The organism is Alicycliphilus sp. T452 (assembly GCF_054512775.1).
The window spans coordinates 28,299-47,709 of the sequence record NZ_JBTNEH010000002.1 but is presented as its reverse complement, the minus strand read 5'-3'; the positions used below and the strand labels follow the sequence as shown (position 1 = coordinate 47,709).

21 protein-coding genes are annotated in these 19,411 nt (G+C 70.2%); 7 read left to right on the top strand and 14 right to left on the bottom strand.

Translation table 11 applies throughout. The annotated features are described in order from the left end of the window. Positions 1–19 precede the first annotated feature (19 nt). Positions 20–889, bottom strand: a complete 870-nt coding sequence (locus tag ACX12L_RS01785; RefSeq protein WP_459261034.1) for an AraC family transcriptional regulator — start codon at positions 887–889, stop codon at positions 20–22. 95 nt (positions 890–984) lie between these two features. On the opposite strand from ACX12L_RS01785, the gene ACX12L_RS01780 reads away from it, so the two are divergent. After that, on the top strand, positions 985–1,539 hold the full coding sequence (locus tag ACX12L_RS01780; protein ID WP_459261033.1) for a carboxymuconolactone decarboxylase family protein: 555 nt from the start codon (positions 985–987) through the stop codon (positions 1,537–1,539). On the opposite strand, the gene ACX12L_RS01775 is transcribed toward ACX12L_RS01780, so the two are convergent. Both ACX12L_RS01775 and ACX12L_RS01770 read right to left on the bottom strand, forming a co-directional pair. After that, positions 1,524–2,360: a segregation and condensation protein A gene (locus tag ACX12L_RS01775; RefSeq protein ID WP_459261032.1), complete on the bottom strand. Its 837-nt coding sequence runs from the start codon at positions 2,358–2,360 to the stop codon at positions 1,524–1,526. The two genes, ACX12L_RS01780 and ACX12L_RS01775, sit on opposite strands and share 16 nt — an antisense overlap. Before the next feature lie 64 nt (positions 2,361–2,424). Next, the gene (locus ACX12L_RS01770) at positions 2,425–2,640 is read right to left on the bottom strand and encodes a DUF3460 family protein (protein ID WP_459261031.1); all 216 of its coding nucleotides are present in this window, start codon (positions 2,638–2,640) and stop codon (positions 2,425–2,427) included. Positions 2,641–2,685: 45 nt separating this feature from the next. Between ACX12L_RS01770 and ACX12L_RS01765 the strand changes: the two genes are divergently transcribed. Beyond that, on the top strand, positions 2,686–3,186 hold the full coding sequence (locus ACX12L_RS01765) for an outer membrane protein assembly factor BamE (RefSeq protein ID WP_459261030.1): 501 nt from the start codon (positions 2,686–2,688) through the stop codon (positions 3,184–3,186). A 118-nt stretch (positions 3,187–3,304) separates the two neighbouring features. Here the strand turns inward: ACX12L_RS01765 and ACX12L_RS01760 are convergent, their stop codons facing one another. The 6 genes from ACX12L_RS01760 to ACX12L_RS01735 form a co-directional block, all read right to left on the bottom strand. Beyond that, on the bottom strand, positions 3,305–4,771 hold the full coding sequence (locus ACX12L_RS01760) for a 4Fe-4S binding protein (protein WP_459261029.1): 1,467 nt from the start codon (positions 4,769–4,771) through the stop codon (positions 3,305–3,307). A gap of 23 nt (positions 4,772–4,794) precedes the next feature. After that, positions 4,795–5,592 (bottom strand): FTR1 family iron permease, encoded by a 798-nt coding sequence (locus tag ACX12L_RS01755; protein WP_459261028.1) that lies wholly within the window; start codon positions 5,590–5,592, stop codon positions 4,795–4,797. A 22-nt stretch (positions 5,593–5,614) separates the two neighbouring features. Beyond that, the gene (locus tag ACX12L_RS01750) at positions 5,615–5,956 is read right to left on the bottom strand and encodes a cupredoxin domain-containing protein (RefSeq protein WP_459261027.1); all 342 of its coding nucleotides are present in this window, start codon (positions 5,954–5,956) and stop codon (positions 5,615–5,617) included. An 8-nt stretch (positions 5,957–5,964) separates the two neighbouring features. Beyond that, a complete protein-coding gene (locus tag ACX12L_RS01745) occupies positions 5,965–7,416 on the bottom strand; it encodes a carbohydrate porin (RefSeq protein WP_459261025.1) in 1,452 nt (483 codons plus the stop codon). Position 7,417: 1 nt separating this feature from the next. Beyond that, entirely contained in the window at positions 7,418–7,969 is a 552-nt protein-coding gene (locus ACX12L_RS01740; RefSeq protein ID WP_459261024.1) for an iron transporter, read from the bottom strand. A gap of 298 nt (positions 7,970–8,267) precedes the next feature. Then, the gene (locus tag ACX12L_RS01735) at positions 8,268–8,891 is read right to left on the bottom strand and encodes a LysE family translocator (RefSeq protein ID WP_459261023.1); all 624 of its coding nucleotides are present in this window, start codon (positions 8,889–8,891) and stop codon (positions 8,268–8,270) included. Positions 8,892–9,022: 131 nt separating this feature from the next. On the opposite strand from ACX12L_RS01735, the gene ACX12L_RS01730 reads away from it, so the two are divergent. Together ACX12L_RS01730 and dmeF are read left to right on the top strand one after the other, a co-directional pair. After that, positions 9,023–9,295, top strand: coding sequence for a metal/formaldehyde-sensitive transcriptional repressor (locus tag ACX12L_RS01730; protein WP_459261022.1), 273 nt, complete (start codon positions 9,023–9,025; stop codon positions 9,293–9,295). Between the two features lie 8 nt (positions 9,296–9,303). Further along, complete coding sequence (gene dmeF / locus ACX12L_RS01725) at positions 9,304–10,257, top strand: CDF family Co(II)/Ni(II) efflux transporter DmeF (protein ID WP_459261021.1); 954 nt, start codon at positions 9,304–9,306, stop codon at positions 10,255–10,257. A gap of 126 nt (positions 10,258–10,383) precedes the next feature. On the opposite strand, the gene ACX12L_RS01720 is transcribed toward dmeF, so the two are convergent. The 5 genes from ACX12L_RS01720 to mnmH form a co-directional block, all read right to left on the bottom strand. Further along, positions 10,384–10,623, bottom strand: a complete 240-nt coding sequence (locus ACX12L_RS01720) for a hypothetical protein (RefSeq protein WP_459261020.1) — start codon at positions 10,621–10,623, stop codon at positions 10,384–10,386. Between the two features lie 4 nt (positions 10,624–10,627). After that, positions 10,628–12,697 carry a methionine--tRNA ligase gene (gene metG, locus ACX12L_RS01715; protein WP_459261019.1) on the bottom strand — a complete coding sequence of 690 codons (2,070 nt, stop codon included), beginning with the start codon at positions 12,695–12,697 and terminating at the stop codon, positions 10,628–10,630. Positions 12,698–12,754: 57 nt separating this feature from the next. Next, entirely contained in the window at positions 12,755–13,993 is a 1,239-nt protein-coding gene (locus ACX12L_RS01710) for a patatin-like phospholipase family protein (protein ID WP_459261018.1), read from the bottom strand. An 18-nt stretch (positions 13,994–14,011) separates the two neighbouring features. Beyond that, on the bottom strand, positions 14,012–14,587 hold the full coding sequence (locus ACX12L_RS01705) for a restriction endonuclease (RefSeq protein WP_459261268.1): 576 nt from the start codon (positions 14,585–14,587) through the stop codon (positions 14,012–14,014). 405 nt (positions 14,588–14,992) lie between these two features. Further along, on the bottom strand, positions 14,993–16,042 hold the full coding sequence (gene mnmH, locus ACX12L_RS01700) for a tRNA 2-selenouridine(34) synthase MnmH (RefSeq protein ID WP_459261017.1): 1,050 nt from the start codon (positions 16,040–16,042) through the stop codon (positions 14,993–14,995). Between the two features lie 59 nt (positions 16,043–16,101). Between mnmH and selD the strand changes: the two genes are divergently transcribed. The 3 genes from selD to apbC all read left to right on the top strand — a co-directional run bounded on the left by selD (position 16,102) and on the right by apbC (position 19,405). Next, positions 16,102–17,163: a selenide, water dikinase SelD gene (gene selD, locus ACX12L_RS01695; protein WP_459261016.1), complete on the top strand. Its 1,062-nt coding sequence runs from the start codon at positions 16,102–16,104 to the stop codon at positions 17,161–17,163. Continuing rightward, positions 17,160–18,233: a tellurite resistance/C4-dicarboxylate transporter family protein gene (locus ACX12L_RS01690; RefSeq protein WP_459261015.1), complete on the top strand. Its 1,074-nt coding sequence runs from the start codon at positions 17,160–17,162 to the stop codon at positions 18,231–18,233. Before selD ends, ACX12L_RS01690 begins: the two co-directional genes overlap by 4 nt. Positions 18,234–18,313: 80 nt before the next feature. Next, positions 18,314–19,405, top strand: a complete 1,092-nt coding sequence (gene apbC / locus ACX12L_RS01685; RefSeq protein ID WP_459261014.1) for an iron-sulfur cluster carrier protein ApbC — start codon at positions 18,314–18,316, stop codon at positions 19,403–19,405. The last annotated feature ends 6 nt before the right edge of the window (positions 19,406–19,411 follow it).

Here is a 19,411-nt window from a genome sequence, read left to right as displayed (position 1 = left end):
GGGGCGCCCGCGGCCATGGTCACTGCGCCTTGAGCCAGCCGCGCGGCGAGGCGCCCACGGCCTGCGCGAATGCGCGCGAGAACGCCGCCGGGCTGGCGTAGCCCAGCCGGTCGCTGATCTGCTGGATCTGCAGGCCCTGGCGCAGCAGGGCCTGCGCCAGCGACACGCGCCAGGCCAGCAGGTAGGCGCCCGGGGTGGTGCCCAGCGTGGCGCGGAACTCGGCGGCGAAGGCGCTGCGCGACATGCCGGCGGCCTGCGCCATGGCGGCCAGGGTCCAGCCGTGGCCGGGCCGCTCGTGCAGTTGCGTGAGGGTGCGCGCCAGCCTGGGGTGGGCCAGGCCCGCCAGCAGGCCCGTCTGGACGCCGCCCGCGCCGGGGTGGTCCAGCAGCCAGCGCAGCACCTGCAGCAGCAGCACCTCGAACAGGCGGCTGGCCAGCAGGCGCTGGCCGCAGCGCACGCGCTCGGTTTCGGCGAACAGCAGGTCCAGGGTCTGCCCGATGCCGGCCACCCCGGCGACCGGCAGCGCCACGAAGGCGGGCAGGGCCTGCACGAGCGGATGGCGCGGGCCGCCGTCGAAGTCCAGCGTGGCGCAGACGAAGTCGCTGCCCTCCTGCGGCGCGTTATGGAAGTCGTGCTCCAGGGGACGGGGGTAGAGCAGCAGCGTGGGTTCGGACAGGCGCAGCCGGCGCGGCGCCCCGCTGCGCGGGCGGTGCGTGACCTCCATCTGCCCGCGCCGCAGCACGTGCAGGAAGGCGCGGCCGGGCGCGGCCGCGAAATGCGTCACGCCGCACAGCGGCCCGGCATGGAACAGGTGGGCGTGCACGCGAAAGCGCTCCAGCAGGGCTGAGAGGCGATCCACGCCGGCAAGGGGTGCATCCAGCGGTTTCATGGACGATACGCAAAGTATGGTGGACTCTATGCGTCCAATGGTACGGCCGGGCGGCGGACACTGCCAGCATGTTCCACCGCCCCCCAGGAGTTGCCATGAACCGCGTTCCCCTCATCGACCGTGCCGACACCACCGCCGAGCGCAAGGCCTTGCTCGACGAGATCCACGGCGCCTTCGGCGCCACGCCCAACATGTTCCGCGCCGTGGCCAATTCGCCCGCCGCGCTCAGGAGCATGTGGGGCTCCTTCGGCGCCCTGGGCGGCGGCACGCTGGGCGCCCGGCTGGGCGAGCAGATCGCCGTGGCCGTGGCCGACCGCAATGCCTGCGCCTATTGCCTGGCGGCCCATACGGCGCTGGGCCTGAAGGCCGGCGCAAGCGCCGAGGAAATGGCCGCCGCTCAGGCGGGGCAGTCCGGCGACCCCAGGACCCAGGCCGCGCTGCGCTTCGCGCTCAAGGTGGTGGGCGAGCGCGCCCAGGTCGGCAGCGCCGACGTGCAGGCCCTGCGCGACGCCGGCTTCAGCGATGAAGAGGTGGTCGAGATCCTGGCCCACGTGGCGCTGAACCTGTTCACCAACTACGTGAACGTGGCGCTTGCCGTGCCGGTGGACTTTCCCGCCGTCCGGCTGCGCCCGGGTCAGACGGGCGCATAGGCCAGGCGCACGTAGATGGGCGCGAAGGCCTCGGCCTGGGTGATCTCGATCAGGGTTTCCTTGGCCAGCTCCAGCAGGGCGATGAAGGTCACCACCAGCACGGTGCCGCCCTTCTCGGGCTGGAACAGGTCCTCGAACGGCACGAAGCGCCGCCCCTGCAACGCCTTGAGCACATGGCTCATGTATTCGCGCACCGAGAGCTCCTCGCGCGTGATCCTGTGGTGCTGCACCAGCTTGGCGCGCTTGAGGATGTCGCGCCAGGCCTGCTGCAGCTCGCCCACGTCGACGTCGGGAAAGCGCGGCTGCAGGCTTTGCTCTATGGTGACCTGGGCGCGGATGAAGTCGCGCCCGTACTGCGGCACTTGGTTCAGGCGCAGGGCGGCCAGCTTGATCCGCTCGTATTCGAGCAGGCGGCGCACCAGCTCGGCGCGCGGGTCCTCGGGCTCGGCGCTGCCCTCCTGCCTGCGCGGCGGCAGCAGCATGCGCGACTTGATCTCGATGAGCATGGCCGCCATCAGCAGGTACTCGGCCGCCAGTTCCAGGTTGCGGCTGCGCACCTCGTCCACGTAGCCCAGGTACTGGCGCGTGACATCCACCATGGGGATGTCCAGGATGTTGAAGTTCTGCTTGCGGATCAGGTAGAGCAGCAGGTCGAGCGGGCCCTCGAAGGCCTCCAGGAAGACCTCCAGCGCGTCGGGCGGGATGTACAGGTCCTGCGGCAGCGCGAACAGCGGCTCGCCGTACAGGCGTGCCAGCGCCACCTGGTCCACCACCTCGGGCATGGCGGCGTCGGGGGCTGGCGGATCAACGGCACTCGTCATGCCAGGGGTATGCTATTTTTAGAATAGCTGCTAGCGCTTGCCTGCCATGCGCTAGCGCCAGTTTTCATGCTTGTTTTTCGCTGTACGAGTAGTACACGTAGGGCTTTTGCTTCACGCGGCCGGCCCGGTATTCCTGCCAGATGCCGCGGTCGACGCTCTTGTCCCACAGCAGGGCGCGGCCGGCCTGTTGCTGCGCATCGAGCTCGGGCTTCTGCGTCTTGAGCTGCTCGATGAACTGGGTGACTTCGGACTGGTAGTCGGGACGGCGGAAAATATGCATGGACGGTAAACCTCTCAGAACCCGCGATTTTAGCGACACCCACCCATGAACTCCTTGACCCGCATGGCCGGCGCCCTGGCCGCCGGCGCGCTGACGCTGCTGACCCTGGCGGGCTGCGACGACCAGCGCATCCGTGAACTGGAAGAAGACGTTTCCACCGAGGCCGACGTGCGCGCGCGCTTCGGCGAGCCCGAAACGACCTGGCCCGAGAGTGATGGCGGCCATACGCTGGAGTACAACCGCCAGCCGGCGGGCCACCAGAACTACATGATCACCATAGGCCCGGACGGCAAGATGACGGCGCTGCGCCAGGTGCTGGCGCCGCACAACTTCGAGAAGGTGCAGCCCGGCATGGACGAGCAGGCCGTGCGCCGCCTGCTGGGCAAGCCGGCCAGGCGCATGACGTTCGAGCTCAAGCAGGAGACCGACTGGGACTGGAACTGGATCGACCCGCCCAACCGCGAAATGGTCTTCACCGCCACCTTCGGCCCCGATGGGCGGGTGAAGCGTTCGGGCAGCGTGGAGAAGCTGCCCGATGGGCGCTGAAGTGAAGCGGCACCCCCCTGAGAACCCGTTCACGCATCGCTGCGGGCGGCGTGCAGCGCCATGGATAACCGGGATCAAACCGGGCGCCGCATGCCGGCATGCACGCCGCACCGTCCCTCTACCAGCGGTAGAACACCAGCACCCAGCACAGCGCCACGCCGGCCACGGGCAGCGTCCACAGCGCCCAGGCCGCCAGGCGGCGCGGCAGCGGGGCGCTGGCCAGCAGGCGCGCGCCCAGCCACCAGGACCAGCCGGTGGCCAGGGCCAGCAGGGCGGCGCGCGCCCAGGGCAGCCAGGCCAGGGGCGCCGCCTCGGCGCGCAGGTGGGTCACCGTCATCATCGACAGGCCCAGGAACAGGCCGATGCCGCCCAGCGGCACCAGCGCCAGCACCAGCGCGCGCCAGTGCAGCCGCCCCAGCCTGGCGGCCGCCAGCGTGCACAGCCAGATGAAGCCGCCCAGCAGCAGCGCCACGGCCAGGATGTAGGCCAGCACGGCGGCACCGTCCAGCCAGCTGAAGGCGTCGCCGTATTCGGGGTACTGGGTCAGCAGCCACCAGGGCGCGCCGGTATCCAGGGGCCAGAAAACCTCGTGGCCGACCAGCCATTCGGCCGCCATCTGCTTGCCGCGCACGAACCAGGGGCTCACGGTCCATTGGAAGGCGCCCATGGCCACGCCCAGCACGCCGAACACCAGCAGCAGGGCCTCGGGGAGCGAGGCCGGGCGTGCGCTGAGGATTTCGGCCTGGGGCGAGCGCGTTGCCAGCTGCACGGCGCCGCGGTGGCCGCTGCAGCGCCCGCAGGCATGGCATTGCGCCATCGACGACAGCTGCCCGACCGCCAGCAGCGGCGCGCAGTCCACCGCGCCGCTGCGCCCGGGCCAGGCCTGCCAGGCCTGGCGATCGACCTTGAAATGCAGCGGCGCAATGCGTGCCAGCAGCGCGAACACGCCCGAGACCGGGCACAGGTAGCGGCACCACACGCGCTTGCCGCGCCCGTAGAGCAGGCCCACCGCCACGGCGGCGGCGGTGGAGCCGCCCAGGATCAGCAGCGCCGCCTGCGGGTATTCGTAGACGCTGATGAGCTGGCCGTACAGCGTGGTCAGGATGAAGCCCACCACCGGCCAGCCGCCCCAGCGCAGCCAGCGCGGAATGGCGCCGCCGCGGCCGTGGTGGCTGGCCCATTCGCTCAGGGCGCCCTCGGGGCACAGCACGCCGCACCAGACCCGGCCCATGAGCATGATGGAGAGGATGACGAAGGGCCACCACACGCCCCAGAACAGGTACTGCGCCAGCAGCACCAGGCGTTCGTGCCATGGCGCGCGGTAGGGCGCCTTGTCCTGGGTGGCGCCGTGCGCGTCGGCGACGAAGCTGGCCGCGCCCAGGTCGCCGGCCCACAGGCGCGCCTCGGGGTGGGGGTGGGGCAGAAAGGCCGGCAGCACCACCAGCACGGCATAGCACAGCACGATGGCCCACTGCAGGCCCAGGATGGCGCGGCGGTGGCGCGCCATCCAGTCGCCCAGGCGGGCCAGGCGCCCGGCCTGGGGGCGCCAGGGGGCGATGGTGATGGTGCGGGTTGGGGGGGACATCGTTCAGCGTCGAAGGCAGGGCGTCAGCGGCTGCGGCGCAGGCGGGTCAGCGCGTAGGCCCAGTAGGCGGCGCTGGCCAGCAGCAAGGTGGCGGCGGGGCGGGCGCGGTAGCCGGTGAAGTCTGCCAGCAGCCGCCCCGGGCCCTGGCCGTCGGCCAGCAGGCCCGACAGGTCCCACACCGGGTCGATCAGGGCCGGCATCCAGCCCAGCGCGATCATGCGGTCCATGCCATTGAGCAGCAGGGCGTGGGCGATGAGCAGCAGCAGGATTTCGCTGATCTGGAACAGCCTGCGGTAGCTGAGCAGGCGCGCGCCGCGCGCCGTCAGCCAGGCGGTGGCGCCCGCCGCCACGAAGCCGCCGGCGGCGGCGGCCAGCAGCGCCGCCAGCGCGTTGCCCTGGCGCTCCATGCCCAGGCCGTAGAGGAAAACCACGGTTTCCGCGCCCTCGCGCGCCACGGCCAGCGCGGTGATGCCGGCCAGCCCCCAGGCGCCGGCCTGCGCGCTGGCGCGGCCTTCGAGCGCGTGCTTCATGTCGCGGCCATGGCGGCGCATCCACAGCACCATTTGCACGATCAGGCCGGCGGCGAGCAGCACCAGGGCGAGCTGGAAGATCTCGAGCGACTCGCCGCCGAGTTCGCTTTGCACGGCAAAGGTGGCCGCGCCCAGGCCCAGGGCCAGCGCCACGCCGGCGGCGGCGCCCAGCCACAGGCCGCCGCGCAGCCTGGCGGGCCGGGGCTGGCGCGCTATCCACGACAGCAGCACGCCGATGACGAGCATGGCTTCGAGGCTTTCGCGCCAGACGATGATGAATGCGTTGAGCATGGTGGGGCCTGCGGGGGGGAGGCTACCTGGCGATGAGCTGCATCCTGCCGGTCTCGGCATGGAATTCGTCGATGAATTCATGCACGCCGGGCTTGAGCGGGGGCGTGACGACGAAGGAGCTGGCCCCGGGGGCCAGCACCTTTTCCACGCGCAGGTTCAGGTTTTCGAATTCGACCGGCCCCTGCCCTTCGTTGCGCAGCACCAGCTTGAGGCGCTGGCCCGCAGGCACTTCGAGCCGGGCGGGCAGCAGGAGCCCGTCCCTGGCGATGACGGTGAAGGTGGGCAGGCCCTGGGCTCCGGCCTGGGCCGGGCCCAGGAGCAGGCCCAGCGCCAGCCATGCCGCAAAGAGAAAACGCAGGGCCATGGCGGTGCTCAGTACGTCAGCTGCGCGCGCAGCGAGAGCGCGTAGAACGGCTTGCCGTCGGTGTTGCCGCCGGGGCGTGCGATGTACTGGAAGGAGGGCGTGAGCTCGAACTGCTTGTTGATGCGCCAGCGGTAGTAGGCCTCCATCAGGCGCTCCGAGCCCCGGGCGCTGTAGCCGTAGTCGGGCAGGCCGTTGCCGTCCACGTCAAGCGTGGCCGAGGCGGCGCGAAAGCCCGGTGTCGACTGCAGCCAGCCCGCGGCCAGGCCCACCGCGTCGCCGCCGCGCTGCCAGCCATAGCCGGCCAGCTCGAAGCCCGCGGTGAGCGCCTTGTCGAAGCGTGCGCCCGCGCCCTGGATATGCTGGCCGTAGCGGCCAAACAGCGTCCAGGCATCGCCCACGCGCTGGTCGAGCGACATGCCCCAGCCCGAGCGGTGCGTGCTGCCGTCCTCATAGGTCGGGGCCTGGCCGGTGCGCCAGTAGTACAGGCGGTAGTTGCCCGGCAGGCCGCCCATCAGGCGCAGCTGCGTCTCGGCCTGGAGCAGGATCAGCGGCGAGGAGAAGAAGCGCGAGTAGTTGGCTCCGTTGCCGGCGCCGAACACGCCCAGCGAGAGGCGCCAGGGCTCGCGCTTGTCGGTGCTGTTCAGGTAGGAGATGCGAAAGCCCGGGGTGAAGCCGTTGCGGTCCACGCCGATGTCGCCGCCCGCGTCCAGCAGCGGGTTGTGCACGAAGGCGGTGTTGAGGAACTGGCGCGTCTCGTCGTTGGCGGCGGCGTTCTGGTCGAAGAACAGGAACGGGTCCATCTTGCCGAAGTTGACCTCCAGCGTCTCCTTCGATTGCGGCTTGAACCCGCCCCAGGGCAGCGGAATGCTGGCCTGGTACCAGGCCTGGCCCAGGATGGCGACCGAGTCGTCGGGGCTGGTGGAGGAGACGCGAAAGGCGCTGGCGTTGGGCTTGGAGAACGAATACAGGTCGTTGAGCCCCGCGCCCTGGCCGAAGCGGATGTGGGCGAAGACCTTGCTCTCGACGTCGCCGATGGGGTCGAGCGGCACGGTGACGAAGGCGTCGCCGCGGTAGTTGAGCTGGCTGTTGCCGAACTGGCCGTCCAGGTCGCTGCCCGGCAGGCGCACCGCCACCGAGGGCCGCTGCGCCACGGTGGTGAGCGAGAAGCCGACCTGGATGCCGTCGAGCGCCTCCACCGTGCGCGCCGACTTGAGCATTCCGAGCGACTGCAGTTCCACGGCCTTCAGGCGGGTGACGAGCTCGGGCTCCCTCTCGCTGATGCGCTCGCTGTCGAGGGCCTTGTCCACGGCCTTGCTCTGCTGTTCCAGCGCCTCGATGCGCGCCGTCAGGCGCTGGATCTCGGCCAGCAGCGCGGCGGTATCGGCATCGGCTGCCATGGCGCCCGTGCCCGCGCCGGACAGCGCCAGCGCCAGCGCCGCGCTCAAGGGGATCGGGCGCATCTCAGTAGCCCCCTTTCTTGCCCACGCCGGCGAAGGTGAACTCCCACTCCATCTCGAAGGGCTTGAACCAGGGACGCACGCCCGTCAGGCGGTCGGTGTGGCGGCCGAAGTGGTTGCCCTGCGGGTTGTCCTTGGCGTTGGGCGGCAGCACGACGAACCTGACCTTGTACTTGCCCGGGCCCTTGAGCTTGACGTTGTCGCCGTAGTGCGAACCGTCGTTGGCCACCATGGGCATCATGTCGCCCTGGATCACCTCGCCCGAGGGCAGCTTCGTCAGTTCGTACCTGACGTGCAGGTAGGGAATCCAGTCCCCCTCCTTGAAGCCGTTGGGGTTGTTGGCCATGGCGTGGATGTCGGCCTCCAGGTGCACGTCGGACTCGGCGGCCTTGCGCATATGCCCTTCGGGTTCCATCTCCACGGCCTGCAGGTAGACGGCGGCGATTTCCATGCCGTGCATTTGCTGCGGCGCGCCAATGGGATATTCGAGGGCCTGGGCGGCGAAGGACAAGCCCAGGGCAGCCAGGCCTGAAGCCAGACGGGAGAAGCGGTGCATGAAGGTTCCAGACAGAAGTAACAATGAGAACGGTTCTCATTATTTTTCTGGATCGGATCCACTTTTCTGCGCCAGATCAAACCGGATTCCTCTCGCGCCCGGAAGCGATCAAAAATGCATCGACCACGCCCAGGCGGCCGGAACCGGGTTGCGGCTGACAGGCCTCCCCGCCAGGCCCGCAGCACCCGGCCCTCGGGCTGGGCGTATTGGTGTTTTTGGGCTCCAGCGCCCATGGATAGAGCGCTGGCAGCTATTGAAAAGGGAGAGCCGGCACAGAGCCTGGGCCGCCGCGCACGGGCTACCGGCTGGCCGCCATGCGGACCCCCAGCCCCAGCAGCGCCGCGCCCATCAGCGCATCGACCGGGCGGCGGATGCGCGCGTACCCGCGGCGCACCGCGCCCACCGAGAAGAACGCCGCCAGCAGGCACATCCACGCACCGGTGACGCACACCACCACCGTGACCACCGCCGCGTACACCCACAAGGGCGCGCCGACCGGCAGCAGGGTCACGAACAAGGTGGCGAAGAAAGTGGCGGTCTTGGGGTTGGTGATGCCCACCAGGAAGCCCCGCCGCCACGCCTGCGCATCGCCAAGGCGGGGCGCCTGCGCGACCTCCTGCGCAAGCGCGCCGCCGCGCAGCGCCGCCATCAGCATGCGCGCGCCCAGGTAGGCCAGGTACGCGGCCCCGGCCAGGCGGATGGCCTCGTACAGCCAGAAGAACTGCTGCACCAGCAGCCCGAAGCCGAACACCGCCAGGCTCGCCCACACGGCCACGGCGCAGGTGATGCCCAGGCCGGTGAAGACGCCCGAGCGGCGCCCGCCCAGCGCCTGCGAAGTGACGGCCACGAAGTCCGGCCCCGGGCTGGCGCAGGCGAGCAGGACGATGCCGGAGAGGGTCAGGAGCTGGGGAAGGTAGTTCATGGGGGTATCAGGCGATGCGATGGACGCAAGGGTAATGCACCTGCCCCGGCCTTTGTGTCCACGGCGCGCTTTCTCCGCCGGGTGCAGGTCATGTAATATAGCCCCCTAGACTATATTTGCCGTGCCTTGCCATGTCCCACACCTCCCGTGAAAAGACCAAGCTGATCGCGCGCGTGCGCCGCATCAAGGGCCAGATCGAAGGCATAGAGCGCGCCCTGGAGACGGACGCGGCCTGCGTCGAAGTGCTGCGCCAGATCGCCTCCGTGCGCGGCGCGGTCGGCGGGCTGACGGCGGAGGTGATGGAAGACCACCTGCGCGAGCACGTCCTGGCGGTCTCGACCGACGAGGCGCGGCGCCAGGGCGGCGAGGAAATGATCGAGGTCATCCGCACCTACATGAAATGAGCCGGCCCATGAACACGCACAGCCCCTTTGCTTCCGAGCACGGCCATTGCTTCCTGGGCCGTGACCACCGGCGCAACGAGCGCAGGGTGTGGCTGGTCATCGCGCTCACGGCCGGCATGATGCTGGCCGAGATCGCCGCCGGCACCGTCTATGGCTCGATGGCGCTGGTCGCCGACGGCTGGCACATGTCCACCCATGCGGGCGCGATGCTGATCGCGGCGCTGGCCTACCGCTTCGCGCGGCGGCATGCCGACGATCCGCGCTTCACCTTCGGCACGGGCAAGCTGGGCGATCTGGCGGGCTTTGCCAGCGCGGTGGTGCTGGCCCTGGTCGCGCTGCTGATCGGCTGGGAAAGCCTGGCGCGCCTGGCGCGGCCGATCCGCATCGACTTCGACCAGGCGATCGTGGTGGCCGTCGTGGGGCTGGCTGTCAACCTGGCCTGCGCGTGGCTGCTGAAGGACGACCATGCGCACCACGGCCATGGCCATCACCACCATGGCCACGATGACGGCCCTCACCACGCGCACGGCCAGGCCCGCGACAACAACCTGCGCGCCGCCTACCTGCACGTGCTGGCCGACGCCTTGACCTCCGTGCTGGCCATCGTCGCGCTGCTGCTGGGCCGCAGCCGCGGCTGGCTCTGGGCCGATCCCGCCATGGGCGTGGTCGGCGCGCTGGTGATCGTGCGCTGGTCCTGGGGGCTGCTGCAGGGCAGCGGCAGCGTGCTGCTCGATGCCGCGGCCGAGGGCCAGGCGGTGCGCCGGGAGATCCACGAGGCGATGGCGCCCACGGGCAGCCGCGTCACGGATCTGCACGTCTGGCAGGTGGGCCCCGGCCATTTCGCGGCCATCGTCGCGCTGATGGCCCGGGAGCCGCAGGAGCCCGCCCACTACAAGGCGCTGCTGGCGCACATCCACGAGCTGTCCCACGTCACGGTCGAGGTGCAGCGGCAGGCGGGATAAGACCCCGCGGCCGCCGTGCGGCAGCACTGTCGCGGGCGGCTGGTGCAAGCATCGGTGCGAACCGTTCCCGCAGCACGAAGCGCATGGCGAAGAGCCGGTGCGGCCTTGCAGCCACCGCCGCGGTGGCTACCGCGATGCGTCGTTCGCCGTGGCGCCATCGTCGCCGGCCAGCGCGTCGGCCGCCTTGCCGACGCCTTTGCCGACGATCCTGGCACTGCCGATGGCGGCATCGGCGGCCAGGCCCACGGCCGATGCGGTGACGCTGACGGCCGTGGCCGTCACGGCCACCACGGTGCAGCCCGGCAGCAGCAGCGCCAGGCACAAAAAAGCCCCCAGGGCCAGGGGGCGCGGGGGCTTGCGGCGCATGGCATCAGTGGATGCGCATGCCCGGCTGCGCGCCGGGGAAGGGCTCCAGCACGTAGATGCCGGGCTGGGCCTTTTCGTCGGCGTGGCTGGCGGCCAGGACCATGCCTTCGCTGACGCCGAACTTCATCTTGCGCGGCGCGAGGTTGGCCACCAGCACCGTCAGCTTGCCTTCGAGCTGCGCGGGCTGGTACATGCTGGCGATGCCGCTGAAGACGTTGCGCATGCGGCCTTCGCCCGCGTCCAGCGTCAGTTGCAGCAGCTTGGTGGAGCCTTCCACGGCCTTGCATTCGACGATCCTGGCGATGCGCAGGTCGATCTTGGCGAAGTCGTCGATGGTGATGGCGGGGGCGATCGCCTCGCCGCCGGGCAGGGGCGCTTCCTCCACCGGGGCGGGGGGCGGTGCGAACAGCGCGTCGAGCTGTTTTTCGTCCACGCGCTGCATCAGGTGTTGGTACTGGCCGATCTGGTGGCCGGCGCCCAGGGGGCGGGCCGCGTCGGCAAACTGCTCGGGCGGGACGATGAGGAAGGCGGCCACGTCGGCCGCCAGCCTGGGCAGCATGGGCTTCAGGTAAATGGTGAGTATGCGGAAGGCCTCGATGCAGGTGCTGCACACGTCGTGCAGGCGTGCCTCCATGCTTTCCTTCCTGGCCAGCTCCCAGGGCTTGTTGGCGTCCACGTATTCATTCACGTGGTCGCACAGCTGCATGGTTTCGCGGGCCGCGCGCGCCGTGTCGCGGGCTTCGTAGGCCTGCACGATGGCGGCCTGCTGCGCGCGCAGGTGCTCCAGCAGGGCCAGGCCGTCGGCGCTGGGCTGGCCCAGCTTGCCGCCGAAGCGCTTGGTGATGAAGCCGGCGGCGCGGCTGGCGATGTTCACGTACTTGCCGATCAGGTCGGCATTCACGCGCAGCATGAAGTCGCCCGCGTTGAAGTCGATGTCTTCGTTCCTGCCGTTGAGCTTGGCACCCAGGTAGTAGCGCAGCCACTCGGGGTTCATGCCCAGGCTCAGGTACTTGAGCGGGTCCAGGCCCGTGCCGCGGCTTTTGCTCATCTTCTCGCCGTTGTTCACGGTCATGAAGCCGTGCACGCAGATCTTCGTCGGCGTCTTGCGGCCGCTGAACTTGAGCATGGCGGGCCAGAACAGCGTGTGGAAGGTGATGATGTCCTTGCCGATGAAGTGGTACTGCTCGAGCAGCGGGTCGGCCATGTAGGCTTCGTAGTCTTGGCCGCGCCTGGCCAGCAGGTTTTTCAGCGAGGCCAGGTAGCCGATGGGCGCGTCCAGCCAGACGTAGAAGTATTTGCCCGGCGCGTCGGGGATCTCGATGCCGAAGTAGGGCGCGTCGCGCGAGATGTCCCAGTCGTCCAGCCCCTCGCTGGTCGTGCCGTCGGGGTTGGTGCGCGTGCCGAACCATTCCTTGATCTTGGCCGCGACCTCGGGCTGCACGTGCACGCCGTCCTGCGTCCATTCCTCGAGGAACTCCACGCAGCGCGGGTCGGACAGCTTGAAGAAGAAATGCTCCGAGTGCTTCAGCTCGGGCCTGGCGCCCGACAGCGCGGAGTAGGGGTTGATGAGCTCGGTGGGCGCATACACGGCGCCGCAGCTTTCGCAGTTGTCGCCGTACTGGTCCTTGGCATGGCAGCGCGGGCATTCGCCCTTGATGAAGCGGTCGGGCAGGAACATGTTCTTCTCGGGGTCGAAGAACTGCTCGATGGTGCGCGTCTCGATCAGGCCGGCCCGCTTCAGGTCCAGGTAGATCTGCTGCGCGAGCGCGTGGTTCTCGGGCGCATCCGTGCTGTGCCAGTTGTCGAAGGCGATGTGAAAGCCGTCCAGGTACTGCTTGCGCCCGGCCGCGATGTCGGCCACGAACTGCTGCGGCGTCTTGCCGGCCTTCTCGGCGGCGATCATGATGGGCGCGCCGTGCGCGTCGTCGGCGCCCACGAAGTCGACCGCGTTGCCCTGCATGCGCTGGGCACGCACCCAGGTGTCGGCCTGGATGTATTCCATGATGTGGCCGATGTGGAAGTTGCCGTTGGCATACGGCAGGGCGGTGGTGACGAAGATCTTGCGTGCGGTCATCGGGGTGGCTCTCCAGCCGACTCGGGGTTTTGGGGGCGGAACCCGTGATTCTAGGCGTCAGTAGCAGGGCAGGCGCACCGGGTCGCCGCGGTCGCGCCAGCCGAAGAAGGCGCAGATCTCGCTGCGCCGCGCCAGCGTGTCGCTGCGGCCCAGGGCCATGAGCGCGCGCGTGTAGCCGCGCTCGAACAGCAGGTAGCTGGCCAGTGCGCCGTTGCTGCCGTCCCGCCCGTCGGCCTGCACGCCCAGGGCGCCCAGCAGGGCGCGGATGGTGCGGGGCAGGTCGCACACATGGCGCGCGGCCACCTCGTCCAGGCTTTGCGAGGGCACGAGCACCAGCAGCTCCAGCGGGCGCAGGGGGCTCCTGCTGCGCTCCTCGGGCGTCAGCAGGGACAGGATCCGGTTGACGTGCCCGACATGCTCTATGTCCGTCGCCAGCGCGTCCAGGAAGATGTTGGACAGCGCGTGGCCCGCCACCACCGCCAGCGGAGGGTAGGGCTGCTGCGTGCCGGCGGCGCAGGGCGTGGGCGGCTCGTAGGCGCGGCTCGTGCCCACCACCATCAGCCGCTGCGCGCCCAGGTGGATGGCGGGCGCCAGCGGCGCGGTCTGGCGCATGGAGCCGTCGCCGAAATACTCCGTGTGCCCGTCGATGGACAGGGGCGCGGCCGGGAACACCAGGGGAATGGCCGACGAGGCCAGCAGGTGGGTGTGCGTGATGGGCCCGCGCGCGGACTTGCGCAGCGAGTGCGCCCAGGGCCGCTGGGCGTCGCCTGCGTCGAAGAAGGCCACGTGCTGGCCCGAGTTGTAGCTGGACGCGGTGATGGCCAGCGCGCGCAGGTGGCCGGCGCGGATCAGGTGCGGCACGCGCTGCAGCGGCACGAGCTGCGTGAGCAGCTGCGCCAGCGGCGCGTTGTTGAGCAGCGAGTGCGGATGCATGCGGCGCCAGCGCGTGAGCGCCCAGCCCAGCGACAGCAGCGTGAGCCAGCGCGCGCCCTGGCGTATGACGTTCAGCCAGTCGGCGTGGTAGATCTGCCCGGCATGGAAGTTGGCCCACACGCGGGCGATGCGGCGCACGGTGTGGTCGAACTGGTCCGCCCCGCTGGCCAGGGCGGCGGCGTTGATGGCGCCGGCCGAGGTGCCGGTGAGGATGGAGAATGGCGCCGGCCCGTGGCGCTCGCCGCATGCCGCGCGCACGGCGGCAATGGCCTGGAGCACGCCCACCTGGTACGCCGCCCGGGCGCCGCCACCGGTGAGCACCAGCGCCGTGGCGGGATGGGGGGATGCGGCGGGGGTGTCCATGGCAGCGGCTGCGTCGTGCTACGTGTTTCTCGCCTCGGCCTTGAGCAGCAGCGTGGCCAGTGCGTCGCCCTCCAGCAGCGCCAGGCCGTTGTCGCGCGCGAAGCTGCGCGCCTGCTCGCTCACCGCGCCCTGCAGCGCCACGTACACGCCGGCGCGCGCGCCGCTGCGCTGCACCTCGGCCTGCAGCTCGCGCAGCGGCTCCACGCCATGCGTGGCGGCCTTGCAGCGGCGCGCGGCCACCAGCAGGCTTTGCCCGCCCTTGGTGACGCGCAGGTCGCTGTGCGGGCCGTCGCTGCGCTGCACCTCATGGCCTTCTGCGCGCCAGGCGTCCTCCAGCCGCTGGGCGAACTGGCGCCAGGGCATGGCGGCGGCCTGCTGCAACACGGCCTGCACGCGCCCGGCACTGGGCGCGCGCCACTGGCGCCAGGCGGCGATGCAGCCGATGATGGCCACCGGCAGGGCGCCCACGGCGGCAAACGGCGCCAGATGCGCGGGCAGCAGCGCGCCGCACAGCAGCACGATGGCGGCGGCGATGGCGAAGCTGATCCACCAGGGGGAGCGCAGCAGGATCGCGAAGCCCGAGTTCGGGGCCATCTTCAGTTTCACGGGGGGAGTCCTTTTTTTGTGGGGGCGAGACTAGCTGGTTTTTTGCGTGGGGTTATTTTTGCTGATGTTGTCGGCCGGGACTCGCCCCGGCGGGCGACCTCCTTTCTTGCTCGTGCAAGAAAGGAGGCAAAGAACACGCTCCCACGTCTGCGACCCCTTCGCTGCGCTACGGGGCAAACCTGCGGCGGTACACCCCATGCGCGAGCACCGCAGGTTGCCCGTAGCGCAGCGAAGGGACACGGACAGCAGGGTCGCCTTTTCTTTGCTTACTTTCTTTTGGCGAAGCAAAAGAAAGTGAGTGCGCCGCCGGGCGCACATCCCGGCCAGCTACACTCAAAAAGAATAGCTCCATGCGCCCACCCAGTAAGCGCTAGAGGCCGATTCGACTAAAAATCACCCCAACGCCAGCACCGCCCGCGCCACCCCCGCGATGCCCTCGGGCGACAGGCTGGGCGCGCCCACCCGCCTGCGCGCATCCCAGTGCGCGAAGTTGCGCGCCTGCGAGCGGCCGTAGTGCGGGTCGTAGTGCAGGCGCATCAGTTCCTCGAACAGGGGCGCCAGCTGGCCCGCGCGCGCCCAGGCCTGCCAGCGCTGCACGGTCTCCTTGCTGTGCAGTTCCACCAGGACGCCCAGGCGCTGGGCCAGCGCCTCGGGGTCGTCGCCCAGGTAGGCGTAGTCGCGCAGCAGGTAGGCCAGGCGCTCTTCGGGCGCGGCCTCGATCTCGATGCAGGCGGCGGCGCGCAGGCGCTGCACCAGCGGCACGGGCACGGACAGGCGGCCGATGCGCGCGCTCTCGCCCTCCACGTACAGGGGGCGCGACAGGTCCAGCGTCTCCAGCACGGTGGCGATCTGCGTCTCGAAGTTCTTCTGCGAGGGCTGGGCCACGCCGGGCAGGGCGCCGAGCAGCGAGCCCTTGTGGCGCGCGCAATGCTCCAGGTCCAGCACCTGGGCGCCCTGCTGGCTCAGCTGCTGCAGCACGCGCGTCTTGGCGCTGCCCGTGGCGCCGACGAGCACGCGCAGATCGGCCTGCGGCACCAGCGCCTCGATCCGGTCCATCACGTGGCGGCGAAAGGCCTTGTAGCCGCCCGCGAGCTGCTGCGCGTCCCAGCCCACCAGGCGCAGCCACTGCACCATGGAGCCGCTGCGCATGCCGCCACGCCAGCAATAGACCAGCGGGCGCCAGCCCTGGGGCTGGTCGGCGAAGCGCTCGCGCAGGTGGCGCGCCAGGTTGGCCGCCACCATGGCGCCGCCCACGCGCCGTGCCTCGAAGGCACCCTGCTGCACGTAGATGGTGCCGACGATGGCGCGCTCCTCGTCGTCGAGCACCGGGCAGTTGATGGCGCCGGGGATGTGGTCCTCGGCGAACTCGGCGGGCGAGCGCGCGTCGATGATGGAGTCGAAGGCGTGGCGGTCTGCGGGGCGGATGGGGCGGTGGCGGGACACGGGCGGGCGGTGAATCTGGGATGATGCGGCGGTTTTTCCCCTCATTGTCCGTTACCGCCATGAACGCCAGCCCCACCCCCGACTCGCCCCGTCTCACCTCGCTGTCGCACGGCGGCGGCTGCGGCTGCAAGATCGCGCCGGGCGTGCTGTCGCAGATCCTGCAGCAAAGCGGCGCGGGCGCCGTCATGCCGCCCGAGCTGCTGGTGGGCATAGAGACGGCGGACGACGCGGCCGTCTACCGCCTGAACGACGAGCAGGCGCTGGTGGCGACCACCGATTTCTTCATGCCCATCGTGGACGATCCGTACGAGTTCGGCCGCATCGCCGCCACCAACGCCTTGAGCGACGTGTACGCCATGGGCGGCCGGCCCATCATGGCGCTGGCGCTGGTGGCCATGCCGGTGAACCAACTGCCGCTGGACGTGATCGGCGCCATCATCCGCGGCGGGCAGGACGTGTGCCGCGCCGCGGGCATACCCATCGCGGGGGGGCACACCATCGACTCGGTCGAGCCCATCTACGGCCTGGTCGCCATGGGCCTGGTGCACCCCGACCGCGTGCGCCGCAACGCGGGCGCGCGGCCCGGCGACGTGCTGGTGCTGGGCAAGCCGCTGGGCGTGGGCGTGTACTCGGCGGCGCTCAAGAAGGAGCAACTGGGCGACGCGCACTACCGCGAGATGATCGCCAGCACCACGCTTCTCAACACCCCCGGCCCGCTGCTGGCCGCGCTGCCCGGCGTGCACGCCATCACCGACGTGACGGGCTTCGGCCTGGCCGGCCATGCGCTGGAGATGGCGCGCGGCGCGGGCGTGACGGTCGCCGTCGATTGGGCGCGCGTGCCGCTGCTGCCCGGCGTGGCCGATCTCGCCGCCGCGGGCTTCGTGACCGGCGCCAGCGGCCGCAACTGGGCGGGCTACGGCGACGACGTGGCGCTGGCGCATGGCCTGCCGGCCACGGCCCAGGCGCTCGCGACCGACCCGCAGACCTCGGGCGGCCTGCTCGTGGCCTGCGCGCCGGACAGCGTGGACGAGGTGCTGGCGGTGTTCGCGCGCGAGGGCTTCGCGCGGGCCGCGGTCATCGGCGGCGTGCAGGCCGGGCCTGCGCGGCTGGAGCTGCGTTGAGCGCCCTGCCGGCGGGGCCCGCGCCGCAGCCCGCCGCGCCGGCGGGGCAGGGCGGGCTGCGCGACCTGTCGCCGGCCTACTTCGGCCTGGTCATGGCCACGGGCATCGTGTCCATGGCTGCGGACATGCAGGGCTGGCCGCTGCTGGCGCGCGCGCTGCTGGCCCTCAATGCCGTGCAGTACGTGGCGCTGTGGGGCCTGTACCTGCTGCGTGCCTGGCGCTACCCGCGGCGCTTCTTCGGCGACATGGTGGACCATGCGCGCGGGGCCGGCTACTTCACCATGGTGGCGGCCACGGGCATCATGGCCAGCCAGTGCATCGTGCTGCTGGGCAGCGTGGCCCTGGGCTTCGCGCTGTGGGCGCTGGCGGCGCTGCTGTGGGTGTTGCTCACCTACACCATCTTCACGGCCTTCACCATCCGCCCGGACAAGCCCACGCTGGACCGCGGCATCAGCGGCGCCTGGCTGCTGGCCGTGGTGTCCACGCAGGCGCTGGCCGTCTCCAGCGCCCTGCTGGCCGCGCGCATCGGCCAGCCGCTGCGGCTGGAGCTCAACCTGCTGGCGCTGTCCATGTGGCTGTGGGGCGGCATGCTCTACATCTGGATGATGGCGCTGATCTTCTACCGCTACCTGTTCTTCCGCTTCTCGCCCGGCGACCTGTCGCCGCCGTACTGGATCAACATGGGGGCCATGGCCATCTCCACGCTGGCCGGCTCGCTCTTGATACTGAACGCGCCGCAGGCGCCCTTCTTGGTATCGCTGCTGCCGTTCCTCAAGGGGTTCACGGTGTTCTACTGGGCCTCGGGCACCTGGTGGATCCCCATGCTGGTGCTGCTGGGCATCTGGCGCCATGGCGTGCGCCGCTTTCCGCTGCGCTACGACCCGCTGTACTGGGGCGCGGTGTTCCCATTGGGCATGTACGCGGCCTGCACCTGGCAGATGGACAAGGCCATGGACTTCGGCTTTCTGGACATGCTGCCCCGGCTGTTCTTTCCCGTGGCGCTGCTGGCCTGGATGCTGGCCTTCGCCGGCATGCTGCGCGCCCTGGTGCGCCAGGTGCGCGCCCTGTAGCCCTATAGGCACAGGCGCGCCAGTGCCAAGGCGGCTTGGCTAGACTCCGCCGTCTGTCTTCTTCAGCGAACAACACAGCCATGGCACTTACAGAACAGGACCTGCTGGCGGCCATCGCCAGCGTCCAGGACCCCCACACGGGCAAGGATTTCGTGAGCACGCGCGCCGTGCGCAACGTGCAGATCGGCGGCGACGACGTCGCCTTCGACGTGGAGCTGGGCTATCCCGCCAAGAGCCTGGTGCCGGCGCTGCGCCAGCAGTTCATCGCCGCGGCCAAGGGCGTGGCGGGGGTGCACAACGTGTCGGTGAACATCGCCACCAAGGTCGCGGCGCACGCCGTGCAGCGCGGCGTGCAGCTGCTGCCGGGGGTGAAGAACATCGTCGCCGTGGCCTCGGGCAAGGGGGGCGTGGGCAAGAGCACCACGGCCGCCAACCTGGCGCTGGCGCTGGCGGCCGAAGGAGCCAGGGTGGGCGTGCTGGACGCCGACATCTACGGCCCCAGCCAGCCCATGATGCTGGGCATCAGCGGCCGCCCCGAGAGCCTGGACGGCAAGAACATGGAGCCGCTGGAGAACTATGGCGTGCAGGTCATGTCCATCGGTTTCCTCGTGGAGCCGGACCAGGCCATGATCTGGCGCGGCCCCATGGCCACGCAGGCGCTGGAGCAGCTGCTGCGCCAGACGAACTGGAAGGACCTGGACTATCTTCTGGTGGACATGCCGCCAGGCACCGGCGACATCCAGCTGACGCTGTCGCAGCGCGTGCCCATCACGGGCGCCGTCATCGTCACCACGCCGCAGGACATTGCGCTGCTCGATGCCAAGAAGGGCATCAAGATGTTCGAGAAGGTGGGCGTGCCCATCCTGGGCATCGTGGAGAACATGGCCGTGCACGTGTGCAGCAACTGCGGCCATGTGGAGCACATCTTCGGCGCCGACGGCGGCAGGAGGATGGCGCAGGAATACGGCATGGACTATCTGGGCGCGCTGCCGTTGGACATGCAGATCCGCCTGCAGGCCGACAGCGGCAAGCCGACGGTGGTAGCCGACCCTGACGGTGAGGTGGCGCAGGTCTACAAGCACGTGGCGCGCGAGGTGGCCGTGAAGATCGCGCTCAAGTCCAAGGACTTTTCGTCCAAGTTCCCCACCATCTCGATCAGCAAGAGCACCTGAAGCCCA